This is a genomic window from Thermodesulfobacteriota bacterium (assembly GCA_040757775.1).
Taxonomy (GTDB): domain Bacteria; phylum Desulfobacterota; class UBA8473; order UBA8473; family UBA8473; genus UBA8473.
In genome coordinates, this window is the sequence record JBFLWQ010000028.1 from 1 (window position 1) to 13,959 (window position 13,959).

Consider the following 13,959-nt stretch of genomic DNA (forward strand, 5'->3'; position numbering starts at 1 on the left):
CAGGACGATTCAGGAGATTTTAGGACACTGGCATGTAAATACAACCATGATTTACACACATATGTTATGCGGAAGAAACCAACTGAGATAAGGAGTTCCGTGAACACTTTGTGAGATTGTGTAAGATCAGATTCAACTATACCTGAATATACGCATGTTTATCAACTCATGCAAGAGAAATCAACACTTTTTTCTGCAGGTATCCGTTTTAACCTGATCTGTCGAATTAGTTCACCCTGAAAAATTTCCTTTTCCGCTCCCTGGTATAATGTTTCATGAAAATACTTTATTAGATAAACAGAATAAGACAAATCCATGGAATTCAAAATACCCTTGCGCAACAATAAAAAAATAAATTTATGTTCTTCCACTATCCCCTGCATGACTTGAATTACCTCTATTATCTGACTGATTAATCATACTTATCAAATGGAAAGTCCATTATTTCTTATACATAAATATTTCTTGACAAGGCGTCCAGTTAATATTATAAATTGACCAAATATTACTGATTGTACAGTCAATCTAATTTACTCAAAGGTGACATCGTGTCTACAAAAGACAAAATTATGAGGGCGGCAAAAAAACTGTTTTGTGAAAAGGGATATCATGCCACCTCTCTCAAGGATCTGGCGAAAGAAATAGGGACAACTACAAGCATCATCTATTACTACTTCAACAGTAAAGAGGAACTTCTAGTACGGATATACGAGCTAGAACTCGAGGAGTCAATAGATGGTTTGTTGAAAATAGCCCACTCTAAGATACCTACAACTAAAAAAATGGCCGACATCATCAAATACTGTGCGAAATACAATATGGAAAAACAATCTTGGGCGAAGATATTTTTCGAAGAGGAATCTGCACTTCCAAGTAATTTTCAAAAATTGATACAGAATAAAAAACGACAATATAACAAAGTATTCGAGGATATATACTCTGACGGTGTAAAGGAAGGGGTATTTAAGCCAACACCAAACCTGAGGGTCATTGTGAATTCTATTCTTGGAATGTATATTTGGGCATATAAATGGTATAGGCCCGACAGGGGGGACGACCCTGAAAAGATTGCTCAACAGATGGCAGATATTTTATTAGAAGGCTACACGATCTCGAAAAGAAAATATCTGGATCAAGAACAAGAGGTCACTTCCCCTGGCACAGAAATGGAAACGTTATCTAGTCCTGATCGTAAAATTGAAGAAGTACTTGATAAAATTCAAACCCTTACCTCAATGACGGAATCGTTAGCTGAAAAATTAGATGTTATTCGCTCATAACTGAGGAAGTCCAAACCAAAATAAACCGGCTTTTAGATAAAAAGAATTGCTATGCTGAGTTTGAGCTGGGTTGAAAACAATTTTTTTCGGCTTATCGTAACTAACGGAGGTTGAATATAAAAATGAATAGAAGGGTCTTCGTGGCAATTACATTGATGGGAATTATTTTTTTCATTAACAGCTTAATCAGTCAGGCCAAAGATTTGAGGGGTGTTACGGATACAACGATAAAGATCGGGGCTATATTGGATCAAACAGGGCCTATTGCAGGGGATACAACAGTGCTGGTAGCCGAAAGCTTCAGAAATTACATGAGACATATCAACGATAAGGGCGGAATATTAGGAAGGAAAATACAGGTGATAGTTGAGGATGACCACTATTCCATTCCCGCGGGGATAGCTGCCTTTAAGAAGCTCCTCTTCAGAGATGAGATATTTGCCCTGTTTGGGCCTGCCAACATAGGGGGAGCAAGGGCACTCTTTGGACAGATAGAAAAACTGAAGGTTCCCAACTTGAGCGGAGCCCCTGATGAGGCTCAGGTGGATCCGTTAAAAAGGCATATATTTCTACCCTTCAATCCATACCGCGATCAGTTTGGAGCAATTTTAGATTATATTATAAATGATCTCAAAGCCAAAAATATCAATGTAACATTTGTATATTTCGAAGGAGAATCGGGCAAGGTAGCCCTTAGATCAGTCCAGAAATGGGCCAAATTTTTCAACTTTAGCCTCAACACAGAGGTACTAAACCTGGGCGCCCTTGATGCTACTTCCCAGGTGTTGAGCATCAAAAAGAATAAGCCAACCCATATCCTGATACACCTTACTTCTTATGGTGCTGTGGCATTACTCAGAGATTTAAAGAAATTTGATCTTAACATTCCCGTTTATGGAAGCCTTTTCTCATGTACAGAGGATACAGTAAGGATGGGAGGCAGTGCATCGAAGAATTATATAGGTGCTCATCCTTACTCTTCCTGGTACGATGAGGGAAAGGGTGTGGAAGAGATGAGAAGGATCACTCTCAAGTATAAACCTGGCACTGAGATGCCATATCGCAACAAGATGTATACCGTAGGCTGGGTCATAGGTGCCATTTTTTATGAAGCTATAAATAGGACTGGAAGAGATCTAAGTAGTGAAGGTATGGTAACTGCACTGGAAAGTATAAGAGATATGGATACAGGAGGGCTTTCCGGCCCGATCAGTTTTTCCCCTACCAACCATCAAGGGATACATCGTACAAGGCTTTACAGAGGCGATCCGGAAAGCGGGAAACTTGTCCCAATTACGGATTGGAAAAAGACCCCGGAAATAAAATGAGGACTATGTTATTTAGGGGACCCTGGTGTCTACAGTTGTGTTAATGAGAGCTGCAAAGAAATTGGGGGTTCAAGCTTCTCAAGAATTATGATACCGATGGACTTCTTGTACCTGTCACATTCAGTTCTCAAAACCATAGAGGCGGGAATGCATCAAAGATTTACAGATCCGACCCAGTCAGTGGAAAATACAAGGCTTTAACAGGATAAAGAAAGTCAGAGTAGTTATTACATATCTACGAAAGGAGAAACCAATAAAAGATATCAACTGTTTTATTTAACGAAGGAGGAGGAACGATTATGCAAAAGAGAGGGGTAATTTTAGTGATAATAGCAACTGTAATCTTTTCAGTCGCTCTTGTCAGTCTCCCCAGCTATGGCGGGTCGTCAAGAGGAATTACTGACACTACAATTAAAGTGGGGGGGATCTGGGACTTTACAGGTCCAGTTTCAAACATCATGACTCCTGTATGTGATGGAACCAGAACCTATATCAGACATATCAATGATCAGGGTGGAATTAACGGGAGGAAGATTAAGTACATCCTGGAGGATGACCGTTATATCATACCTGCCGCTCTGGCAGCATTTAAGAAACTGGTATACAGAGACGAGATCTTTGCACTTTTAGGACCTGGTTCTACCGGTGAGGCGAAAACCTTGATGAGCAAAATAATGAAAGAGGGGCTTCCCACAATCCCTTGTGCTGCGGATAAAGATCTTCTTGATCCTTATCGGCGGTACATTTTTGGACCCATTGCTACATATGAGCATCAGACAGGGGTCCTCCTTGATTGGATTGTTCAGAAATCAAAACCCAGGAAGCCCAAGATAGTCTGTCTTGTTGCTGACGTAGCCGCTAAAGCCCCATTTTTAGACGGTATCCAGAAGTGGGCAAAGTTTTTTGACCTGGATGTTCCGGTTGTAATGACTCCGGTAGGCAATCTGGATTTTACTTCCGAGATATTGATTATAAAAAGGGAAAATCCGGATTATGTGATACCGTTTCTCGTTATCCCTGCTATCGGTGCTCTCATCAGGGACTCTAAGAAGCTAGGGCTTAATTGCAAGGTATATGCGACGTATTCAGGCACCAGTGAAGATGTTCTCAATATAGCAGGAAAGGTAGCTGATAATTTCTATGGGGTCCACTTCTTCAGCTCGTGGTATGATGACAACCCGGGAATGGCTGAGCTAAGAAAGGTAACGCTTCATTATCATCCTGGAACAGAGAAACCTTATAGGTCTAAAAATTTTACTATAGGGTGGATCATAGCCAAACTGTTTCACGAAGGGTTAAAGAGAGCAGGTAGAGACCTGGATAATGAGAAACTGATAGATGCATTAGAGACCTTAAGAGATTTTGATACTGGAGGCATATCCGGTCCGATTACCATTACCCCGAAAAGTCATGAAGTAGTGAAATACGAAAGGATCTACAATGGCGATCCAGCAACGCAGAAACTCATCCCGATTAGCGATTGGAGAGATGTGCCGAAAATCAAATAAAGTTTACAGGGATAAGGGAAAAAACACGACATTTTCGATTAGCAAATATAATTTTAAAAATTGCCCCTGCAAGTGATAGGGGTGAACTGAGAATAACTCATTGAATGTTTTTCGTATTGCGGTACCTGTAATTTTTTGAAAGGAGGGAATACCATGAACGAGAGAATTCGAACCTTACAAGAGAATGTAGTGATAAAGGCCCACAGGAATGTTACTCGAGGCATGAAAAAGGAAGAGGATGATGCTCCTTTTCGACGAGAGCTGAATGTAAAGCTCTGCCTTGAACGAGCACGTTTGCTGACCGAGTCCTACAAGGAGACCGAAGGTGAACCCATGGTAACAAGGAGGGCAAAGGGTCTTACAAAGATTCTTGAAGTAATGACCCTTTTCATACAGCCCCAGGAGCTCATCGTGGGGAACTATGCAAGTAGGCCTGATTGTGTGACGCACTACCCTGATCTTCAGTGGAGGTGGATAGAAAAAGCAGTGAACAACGGATATAAAGATATTCTCAGCGAGGGTGAGAAGGAAGAGCTGCGAACGATACACAAGTACTGGAAGAGCAGGGCAGTACACGGCATGGAGCGACCCCTTCTTCCTGAGGACATCCAACCATACTGGTCATTTAATGGTACCTTGTACTGGGCATATAACTGGGCTATTGCTACACCCAATTACGAGAAGGTTTTTCGCATAGGCATAAAAGGCATAAGAAAAGAAGTTGAAGACAAGTTACAAAAGATAAAAAAAGAGTTTTCGGAGAATACTATAAATGGCAAAGAGTACGTTGAAAAAAAGACATTCCTGGAGTCCGTTATTATAACGATGAATGCTTTTACCAGGTGGGCTTTGAGGTATTCTGAGTTAGCGAGAAACCTCGCTAAGGTTGAAGAAGACGCGAAGAGAAAGGATGAACTGGAAAGTATTGGAGACATATGCAGTTGGGTATCTGAGAATCCGCCCAGGATGCTTCATGATGCAATACAGCTCTTCTGGTTTATTCATTTGATTGTTGACTATATTGAGGTACCCCTGGTAGGTTCTGGCATAAGATTTGATACGGCTTTCTATCCCTTTTATGAAAAAGATGTAAATAAAGGGATAATCACTCGAGAGGGTGCTCAGGAGTTAGTGGAGTGTCTGTGGCTTAAGTTCCTGGAGACAGGATTTCTCCATCCGCCCATATGGTCGGGTGGAGGCGGAGGCGGCCTTGGATGGCAGACTCTTTCCATAGGGGGTGTCAATTCCGATGGTGAGGACGTTACCAATGAGATGAGCTATATAGTTCTGGATGCAATAAAGTCTGCTCGCTCAATACAGCCTGCACTTGCTCTGAGATGGCATGAAAAAACACCGAGAGAGCTTATGCTCAAGGCAATTGATGTCATAAGTACGGGAGTCGCCCAGCCAGCACTATTTAACGACAATGCTATTATCCCCAGGTATCTGGAAGCGGGGATTCCCCTGGAAGAGGCTCGAGGCTATTCCATCAATAACTGCATGTATCCTATCATCCCTGGCAAAAACATCAATTACCGTACTGCCGCTGCGGGGCTCATAATGTTGCCTAAATGTCTTGAATTAGCCCTCAATAGAGGAAGGGATATGAAAACAGGGCAGCTGATAAGCATTGAGACTCCTGATCCTTCTACATTTACATCGATTGAGGATATAAAGGATGTCGTTTTACAACACTACAGTTTTTATTGCCATAAAGCTTTTGCGATCTGTGACGTTGCAGACGCCCTTTACGAGGAGTATCTACCACGTCCTTTTCTGTCCGCCCTCCTGGATGGTTGTGTAGAAAGGGCAGAGGATTTGGCGAAGTGGAGCTACTTACCATGGAGGACTTTGCAGGTCCTTGGGGGGATTAATGTAGTGGATTCGCTGGCAGCGGTTAAGAAGTTTGTTTTTGAGGAGAAGAAGTTGAGTATTGCAGAGTTGATTGATATTCTCAAGAGTAATTGGGAAGGTAAGGAAGATGTACGCATGATGTTTATCAATGAGGCTCCTAAGTTTGGGAATGACGATGATTCTGTTGATTTGATTGCCAGGGATCTGTTATACAGAGTAACCGAGGAAACGAAGAAGTACAAGACATATCATGGGCTTCCAGGTTGTGTAGATGGGAGTGTAGCTTCGACCCCTTATGCATATTCCGTAGCTACATGGGCTACACCTGATGGTAGGAAGGCGGGGGATGCCTTTCATGATGGGACTATATCCCCTGAGAGTGGAATGGACAAGAAGGGGCCAACGGCTGCACTGAAGTCGATTTCAAAGGTGGACCCTTTAAAATCATGGAACCATCTGTATAATCAGTCATTCCTGCCTCAGTTCTTAAAGGGAGATAATGCGAATGTCTTTGCTGATTATCTCAATACATGGGGGGAGTTAGGTATTCACCATATTCAATTTAATGCTGTTGGTAAGGATGAGATGCTGGATGCTCAAGTACATCCTGAGAAACATTCTAATTTGATAGTGAGAGTCGCTGGATATTCTGCCTACTTTATTGACCTCAGTAAGGGCCTACAGGATGAGATCATAAAGAGGACCGAACAGTGCTTTTAGTGCATGGTTAAACGACAGCAGAAATGAGTTTGCTCTTTGGTGGTATGAGGGTCATCTCATACCACCTTTTTACAATAAGGCTCTGACGGAAGAAGATTCAAATTTTTAATCATACTCGATCAAAATTTTAAGGAACGGAGACGGTATGGCTAAGGGAAGTGTAATAATCAGTAAGGATTTCTGTATGGGTTGTGGATACTGCGTTGAGTTCTGTAATAAAAAATCTTTAACAATATCCCAGGAAAACTATACATCTCAAGGGTTCATGCTTGCTGAATTTACAGAACCAGAATCATGCAATGCCTGTGGTTTATGCGTTAAGATGTGTCCTCATTTTGCAATTGAAGTCTATAAGTTAACTTAACGAAGGGGATAATATGGAAGATATTATTTTTATCGACGGTAACGAGGCGGTTGGATGGGGAGCTTTAGCAGCTGGCTGTGATGCCTTCTACGGTTATCCTGTTACGCCACAAAACAATATTGGAGAATGGTTTGCCAGGGAGTTTCCAAAAAGGGGTAAGGTATTTGCGCAGACATCCTCTGAGGTTGCATCAATTAACTGGCTTCTGGGTGGAGCAACGGTTGGAGGGAGGGTAATAACATCTACTTCGGGCCCTGGTTGGCCTTTAATGCAAGAGACGATATCTCACATTGTAAATTGTGAGGTCCCATGTGTGATCGTCCTGGTTCAAAGAGGTGGTCCGGGGCAGGGAACGACACGACATGGTCAAATGGATTATGCCAGTGCAACCTTAGGTGGTGGAAATGGTGGATACAAGAATATCGTTCTTGCACCATATTCCGCACAGGAAGTTCATGACTTAGTCCAGATCGCTTTTCATCTCGCAGACAAGTATCGTAATCCTGTAGTTGTTCTCAGTGATGGAATTATAGGTACTACCATGGAACCAGTCGAGCTGAGAAGTTTGGAGTTTGAAGAACTTCCTGAAAAGGATTGGGCACTAAGGGGTAGAGGAAAACAAAAGGGAAAGAAGAGAAATTTACTAAGCTGCGGACAAGGGTTAATGCCAACACCCAGAAACCCTAGTTATCTTGCCCTCTTAAATACCCTAAACGACAAGTTCAATAAAATGGAGAGAGAAGAAGTACTCTCCGAAAGCCATAATCTGGACGATGCAGAGCTGGTTGTGGTTTCCTATGGTTACTCTGCCAGAGTTTCCATAGAAGCAATGTGGCTGGCAAGAGCGGAAGATTTGAAAGTAGGCATGATACGCCCTATTACAGTATGGCCATTTCCTTATGATGTAATTAGATCAGAATATAAAAAAGGGAAAAAATTCCTGGTGGTTGAGGATTCCTTAGGTCAGATGCTTGTTGACGTAAGGATGGCGTGTGACTATGAAACAGAGATTGGTTTAATTAGCTGTCTGGACAGACATGAAGAGAGGGAGGGAGGGGTAATTTTCCCAGAGAAGGTCCTTCAAAAAATAAAAATGATGCTTGCTTAATTATTAATATCAAAATGTAATTATAGCAATTAATGGAGAGAAAAGAACTATGAACCAGAAAAAAGAGCTAGTTGCTGGTACACCCAGCTTAAAGGTAAAACTTCCTCTTCCTTTATCATTTTGTCAAGGCTGTCATCATGGTTCAGCCGTCCGTGTTATATGGGAATCATTGGAGGAATTAGGGATTGAAGACAATACAATATTCATAGGAGGAGTTACATGTGGGAGCATCAATGCATTCATCACCGATGTTGATGCCCTTGCACCTGTTGCACATGGAAGAGCACCTGATACTGCCAGCGGCATGCGTAGGTTAGTGGATGAGGATACTATAATCATTACCTACCAGGGAGACGGTGATGCTATAGCAATAGGAACAGAGAGCCTGGTTCAAGCAGCGGGAAGGTCAGAGAGAATCACCGTATTTATGGTAAATAATGCAAACTACGGAACTACTGGTGGTCAGATGGCACCTACTACAATCGTTGGCCAGAAAACTACCACCACACCCCTTGGAAGGGGAAAAAATCAGGAAGGCTTTCCGTTAAGTGCTGCAGAGATAGTTGCGGGAATAAAAGGCACTGCTTATTCTGCCAGAGGGTCACTAACCAGCCCAGCCAATTATACTAAAACCAAAAAATATGTAAAGAAAGCTCTTCAGAAACAGATTGATAAAGTGGGATTTTCTTTTGTGGAGATTTTATCCGCGTGCCCTCCTAATTGGGGCATGCCCCCAACAGAATGTTTAAAATGGATCGATACCGAGCTGGCAAAAGAGTTTCCTCTGGGTGAGTTTAAGGATGTAGATTCTCCTGGATAAATAACTACGACTTGTTACTTAGAGCCAGTCTCAAGTTTCTCCAACTGGTTATAAAGATTCAAATTTTGCTCAGCTTCTAGAGTTCTGTTTTAGTAACCCTACTAATTAACAATACCAACAGCTTAAAACTTATATACAATATTGGGAGGAAAAATGAAAGAGGATAGCTATGATGTAATCTTTGCTGGGGTGGGAGGAATGGGTGCATTGACTGCCGGTCAGTTGCTGGCACAGGCAGCAGCAAAACATTTCAGATATGCTACCTATTATCCTAACATAACTTCCTCAAGGAGAAATGAACCAGCAGATTGCGTCGTAAGGTTTTCGGATAAGATGATATATTCACAACTAACCGATAAGGTTGAAACAGCAGTTATAATGAGCGATATGCAAATGCATTCCTTCGACATGGTAGTAAACCAGCTTTTGATTGATCGAATTAAAGATGGAGGTTTGCTTATTCAGGAAGAGGGAGCGTCCACTGGTAATGTTGATGGGAAGGATATTCGAATAGTGAAAGTACTAGGAATCGAGACCTCATTAAAAATTAACAACCCGCGTGGAGTCAATATTGTTTACCTGGGAGTCTATGTTGGGGCTACAAAGGTAATTCCAATTGAATTAGCTAGGATGGAAGTAGAAAAAAGATTTGGAACAAAAAAGGATGTGTTAACAATGAATATACGGGCTTTTGAAGAAGGAGTTAGAATAGGAGGAATGGCGTTTTGAGGTGCCCGGTTTAAGCTGAGGATTGGTAGGAAGGATAGTTATCAATCAAATTGGTGATGAAGTGTTTAATAAATGGGAATTACCTACCGGTTACGATTCTTAAGATGGAGGAAATTATCATGAAAAGAAAGATTCTTGCAGGGAATCATTTATTGGCAGTGATATTCCTTTTGGTACTATCCTTGACGTTGCTCCTAGGACGTTCTTTTGCTAATGCGGAAGAAGTGAGAGGGGTAAGCGATGATAACGTGAAGCTTGGTATTATTGCAGATCAAACAGGTGGTGCAGCCACTGCGACTGTCCCCTTGACAAAAGGGGCAAGGATGTACTTCAGACATATCAATGATATGGGTGGAATTAACGGTAGGAAGGTAGAGATTATTCTTGAGGATGATCGTTATACTATCCCTGGTTCATTTGCTGCTTTTAAAAAACTGCTCTTTAGAGACAGAGTTCTATCCATTCTTCTCTGCGGAGGAACAGGTCAGACATTGGCCCTTATGCAGCAGATTGAGAAATATAAGGTTCCTGTATTACCCTGGAGCCTTGCAGACAAAATGACAATACCATTAAGGAGATACATATTTACTATAACAGCAAGTTACGACGATGGCCTAAAGATCATTATAGATTATATCATGAAAGATATGAAGGCTGGAAATCCAAGGATAAGCTATGTTTATCCAGATGTTGAGTTTGGCAAAACCGGTTTGGAAACTGTTGAACAATACCTCCCCAAATACAATTTAAGATTAACAAGTAAAATCGTCCTTGGTATAGGTGCTATTGAAGCTACTTCAGAGGTGTTAAACCTGGATAGACAGAAGATAGACTATATAATCTTTAATAACGGGGGTACGGCCGCTGTTGCCTTTCTAAAAACCGCAAAGCAATATGGGTTGAAAAGCAAAGTCATTGGAGCTTTCTATGCCGGGACTGAGGATGTTCTGTCAGGTGGTCGTGAAAATGCTAAAGATCTTATTGTAATAAGCCCCTTCTCCTATTGGTATGAGGATCCTCCAGGAATGATTGAGCTGAGAAAAATTGCGAAGAACTACGAGCTAGACCCAAAACAAAATAACAGAAGCTTCATTCAAGGTTGGATAACCTCTATGATCTGCGCAGAGGGTTTGAGAAGAGCGGGGAGAAATTTAACCCCAGAATCTTTAATCCAAGCTTATGAAACCTTTCAAAACTTTGGCACGGGTGGGCTTTCGCAGCCTGTCAATTATAGTAAAACCGATCACAAGGGTGGAAAGGCTTTTAAAATGTACAAAACTGACGTTAAAAAAGAGGTTTTTATACCCATTACTGACTTTAGAGAACCTGCTTTTAAAGATTGAGATGTGGCTTGAATCTCGGGAACAGGGGAGATCAAAAGATAAATCTGTTCATTTTATCATGTATCTATGAAAGGAGAGAACCATGAAAAGATTGTCGATCGTTTTCTTCGGACTGGTAGTGATCTGTCTTTTATTTCTAGGTGTAGTAAGATTGGGTTATACGGAAGGAATACGAGGGGTAACTAATGATACCGTAAGAGTCGGGCTTTCATTAGACCTGACTGGTCCTACGTCTACTGTCCAGCGACCTATACTTGAGGCAGTAAAGAACTTCTTTAGTTACGTGAATGACCAGGGTGGTATTAATGGGAGAAGGGTGAAATTAATAGCGGAAGATGACAGGTATTCAATACCCGTTGATATGGCGGTCTTTAAGAAGTTCGTCTTCAGGGATGAAGCCCTGGGTCTTATTCTGGTCTTGCAGGAGGCATCTATTAACGCGATTCTCCCGCAGATAACCAAGCATAAGGTTCCGGGTGTAATCCTTTCAATGAACGAAGGCGCCGTAATTCCGACGAAACGATATCTCTTTCAACCTGTAGCCAGTTATAGGGATCAGATCAAGGTTCTGTTTGATTATATAATGAAAGACCTGAAGGCAAAAAACCCAAGGATAGCATTTATTGCTCCTGATAATTCTTATGGTAAGGACGGGTACGCTGCGGCTCAAGAGAGCGCCAAACATTATGGTCTTCAGATAGTTGACAGGGAGTTTCTTTCTCCTGGGGCAATAGAAGCAGTATCCCAGGTCCTCCTTATGAAAAAGGCAAACCCGGACTTTGTTGTTTCCCATAACTATGTCGATAATTCTATTGCATTACTTCGCGATGCCAGAAAGATGAAATTTTCTGTACCCATTTTGGGAGGCGCCGGTTCGTGTAGTGATGACCTCGTTAAGATAGCTGGCAAGGCGGCAGAGAATTTTATTGGTGGTTCCCCAACAGTTACCTGGCATACCAATACAGAGGGTATAAAAAAGATGAGAGAAGTTCATAAGAAGTATTCTCCTGGAACAGAGGATACCCCCCGCACTCAGATCCATATACTCGGGTGGATTACTGCCATGGTCTTTGCAGAAGGTTTAAGGCAAGCCGGAGCAAACTTGACCCCGGATAGTTTTGTGGATGCCCTGGAAACCCTTAAAGACTTCAAGACCGGAGATCTATCTGCTCCCGTTACCTTTGGACCGGACAAACATAAGGGTGGAGAATCTTCAATGGTATTCAAGGCAGATATAGAAAAAGAAAGGCTTGTAACCCTCACGGGGTGGAGAAAACCAAGCTTTTGATTGAGAGACCGGTCTATGAATGTGAGCTATAGTTACTTTCCTTCCCACTTCCTTAAGAGATTTCATCCGATGTAGTCAGGTTCTTTACGTCCCTGTTCTTTAATTCGCAACCATTCAATTCCGCTGTCAAACTGTCTTGCGGGTCATCTGTTTCAGTCTGTTATATGTTTCTAAAGAAAAGTACCTTGACCTGAAAGGTACAAGAGAGTTGTTGTGAAAGAGTGGTTCTCCCGCTATATCGAATCTCGCTTCCTCAACAGCATTCTCCCAGAGGGCTGTTTGTGGAATGGGGGAATATTCGGCTAGAATGGGTTTTGCCCCTGTCTCCCATACAAATCTGATAGTATCTTCCACTTCCTCAGGTTTCTGACCGGGGAGACCTATCAGTATATAGACACCAATGTCTCCGGATAAGAACCCTGCCTCCCTTAAGTTTGAAACTGACTGCTCAAACTCTCTGTTTGTGGTCTTGTTACCGGTAGAGTACTGCCTCTTTACATCTGATGTTTCAAGCCCCAGCCGTATTGTCTTGAAACCAGCCTCATGCATCAATCCACAGAGCTCCTTCGTCATAAATCTTATATGTATGCCATTGGGTGTGTGAAAGTTGCACAATATTTTTCTTCTCAACACCTCTTTCAGGATAATCTTAATATTCTTCTCCGGCTCTACCATAAGGGCATCATCGTAAAATGCAAATTCCTTCACCCCATATATCTCTCTCCAAAACTGCATTTCGTCCACTACACAGAGGGGGATTCTCCGCCTAAACCCCTTATAAACAATATGGGAGGCACAATAAGTACACGAAAACGGGCAGCCCCTGGAGGTCATAATGCATACATAATCCAGATTCGGCATAAGGTCGAACGCAGGATAGGGAAGAACGTCTAACCCGTCACCCGGGTTCGGGTATTCGAGCCTGTTCCCTGTAAGTTCACCCACCAATTTTAATGCCTCCATCTCTCCCTCTCCTCTGACAATATAGTCTGCCTTCGAATACTCAGAGGCATGGGAATAACATAGGGTAGCATAAATGCCCCCAAGGATAACCGGGACTTCAGGATAGATGTCTTTAATAATATCTATTACCTGAAAAACACCAGGATACCAGTACGTCATCATGGAGGTTACCAGTATTACACCTGGTTTTGGAATTCTCTTGAGCTCTTTTAGAAATATTACAGGAGTAATACCGTATCGGCTGTATCTTTTAGGAATACCCTTCAAACAATCCGGTTTTGCCACATTCTCTTTATAGAACCTGCCTGTGCCATAGCCCTTTCTTTTAGCCGGTTCGATACCGGTTACGTTCTCCATATCCGGAGTATTTATATCAAGGCAATCGATATAATGAACTCTGTAGCCGTTCTTTCTTAAAAGGCTGGCAATATACAGAAGCCCTATTGGCTTTGCCCACAGGTCGAAGGCGGCAAAATCGTATATCCAGGGGTTTATTAAGAGGATATCGTGGTTCTTTTTATTCTTCATGTGGTTTCAATCCACGCCCCCGCGTGGGGTCAACACACTCCTAAAGTGTGAAAAAAGGAAATTCCTGAATTGATTAATCTTGACAAAATAATATCTATTATACATTATTAAACCTTCTTTTAAAAG

The 13,959-nt window shown here is 42.0% G+C and carries 11 protein-coding genes; 10 read left to right on the forward strand and 1 reads right to left on the reverse strand.

Translation table 11 applies throughout. The features are described from left to right. Positions 1 to 548 precede the first annotated feature (548 nt). The 10 genes from AB1401_13610 (at position 549) to AB1401_13655 (ending at position 12,342) form a co-directional block, all read left to right on the forward strand. The gene (locus AB1401_13610) at positions 549 to 1,280 is read left to right on the forward strand and encodes a TetR/AcrR family transcriptional regulator (protein MEW6616487.1); all 732 of its coding nucleotides are present in this window, start codon (positions 549 to 551) and stop codon (positions 1,278 to 1,280) included. A gap of 122 nt (positions 1,281 to 1,402) precedes the next feature. Continuing rightward, positions 1,403 to 2,608, forward strand: a complete 1,206-nt coding sequence (locus AB1401_13615) for an ABC transporter substrate-binding protein (GenBank protein MEW6616488.1) — start codon at positions 1,403 to 1,405, stop codon at positions 2,606 to 2,608. Between the two features lie 299 nt (positions 2,609 to 2,907). Then, positions 2,908 to 4,116: an ABC transporter substrate-binding protein gene (locus tag AB1401_13620; GenBank protein MEW6616489.1), complete on the forward strand. Its 1,209-nt coding sequence runs from the start codon at positions 2,908 to 2,910 to the stop codon at positions 4,114 to 4,116. A gap of 153 nt (positions 4,117 to 4,269) precedes the next feature. Continuing rightward, positions 4,270 to 6,690: a pyruvate formate lyase family protein gene (locus AB1401_13625; GenBank protein MEW6616490.1), complete on the forward strand. Its 2,421-nt coding sequence runs from the start codon at positions 4,270 to 4,272 to the stop codon at positions 6,688 to 6,690. A gap of 145 nt (positions 6,691 to 6,835) precedes the next feature. Then, a complete protein-coding gene (locus AB1401_13630) occupies positions 6,836 to 7,054 on the forward strand; it encodes a ferredoxin family protein (protein ID MEW6616491.1) in 219 nt (72 codons plus the stop codon). Positions 7,055 to 7,067: 13 nt separating this feature from the next. Continuing rightward, positions 7,068 to 8,162 carry a 3-methyl-2-oxobutanoate dehydrogenase subunit beta gene (locus AB1401_13635; GenBank protein ID MEW6616492.1) on the forward strand — a complete coding sequence of 365 codons (1,095 nt, stop codon included), beginning with the start codon at positions 7,068 to 7,070 and terminating at the stop codon, positions 8,160 to 8,162. A gap of 49 nt (positions 8,163 to 8,211) precedes the next feature. Further along, the gene (locus AB1401_13640; protein MEW6616493.1) at positions 8,212 to 8,982 is read left to right on the forward strand and encodes a thiamine pyrophosphate-dependent enzyme; all 771 of its coding nucleotides are present in this window, start codon (positions 8,212 to 8,214) and stop codon (positions 8,980 to 8,982) included. A 153-nt stretch (positions 8,983 to 9,135) separates the two neighbouring features. Then, positions 9,136 to 9,711: a 2-oxoacid:acceptor oxidoreductase family protein gene (locus tag AB1401_13645; protein ID MEW6616494.1), complete on the forward strand. Its 576-nt coding sequence runs from the start codon at positions 9,136 to 9,138 to the stop codon at positions 9,709 to 9,711. A gap of 119 nt (positions 9,712 to 9,830) precedes the next feature. Further along, positions 9,831 to 11,054 (forward strand): ABC transporter substrate-binding protein, encoded by a 1,224-nt coding sequence (locus tag AB1401_13650; protein ID MEW6616495.1) that lies wholly within the window; start codon positions 9,831 to 9,833, stop codon positions 11,052 to 11,054. A gap of 82 nt (positions 11,055 to 11,136) precedes the next feature. Further along, positions 11,137 to 12,342, forward strand: coding sequence for an ABC transporter substrate-binding protein (locus tag AB1401_13655; GenBank protein ID MEW6616496.1), 1,206 nt, complete (start codon positions 11,137 to 11,139; stop codon positions 12,340 to 12,342). A 126-nt stretch (positions 12,343 to 12,468) separates the two neighbouring features. On the opposite strand, the gene AB1401_13660 is transcribed toward AB1401_13655, so the two are convergent. Further along, on the reverse strand, positions 12,469 to 13,833 hold the full coding sequence (locus tag AB1401_13660) for a radical SAM protein (protein ID MEW6616497.1): 1,365 nt from the start codon (positions 13,831 to 13,833) through the stop codon (positions 12,469 to 12,471). Positions 13,834 to 13,959: the final 126 nt, after the last annotated feature.

Coding starts and splice junctions, on each gene's coding strand:
- AB1401_13615 (MEW6616488.1), top strand. CDS start 1,403: ATGAATAGAAGGGTCTTCGTGGCAATTACATTGATGGGAATTATTTTT.
- AB1401_13655 (MEW6616496.1), top strand. CDS start 11,137: ATGAAAAGATTGTCGATCGTTTTCTTCGGACTGGTAGTGATCTGTCTT.
- AB1401_13645 (MEW6616494.1), top strand. CDS start 9,136: ATGAAAGAGGATAGCTATGATGTAATCTTTGCTGGGGTGGGAGGAATG.
- AB1401_13660 (MEW6616497.1), bottom strand. CDS start 13,833: ATGAAGAATAAAAAGAACCACGATATCCTCTTAATAAACCCCTGGATA.
- AB1401_13640 (MEW6616493.1), top strand. CDS start 8,212: ATGAACCAGAAAAAAGAGCTAGTTGCTGGTACACCCAGCTTAAAGGTA.
- AB1401_13630 (MEW6616491.1), top strand. CDS start 6,836: ATGGCTAAGGGAAGTGTAATAATCAGTAAGGATTTCTGTATGGGTTGT.
- AB1401_13635 (MEW6616492.1), top strand. CDS start 7,068: ATGGAAGATATTATTTTTATCGACGGTAACGAGGCGGTTGGATGGGGA.
- AB1401_13620 (MEW6616489.1), top strand. CDS start 2,908: ATGCAAAAGAGAGGGGTAATTTTAGTGATAATAGCAACTGTAATCTTT.
- AB1401_13650 (MEW6616495.1), top strand. CDS start 9,831: ATGAAAAGAAAGATTCTTGCAGGGAATCATTTATTGGCAGTGATATTC.
- AB1401_13625 (MEW6616490.1), top strand. CDS start 4,270: ATGAACGAGAGAATTCGAACCTTACAAGAGAATGTAGTGATAAAGGCC.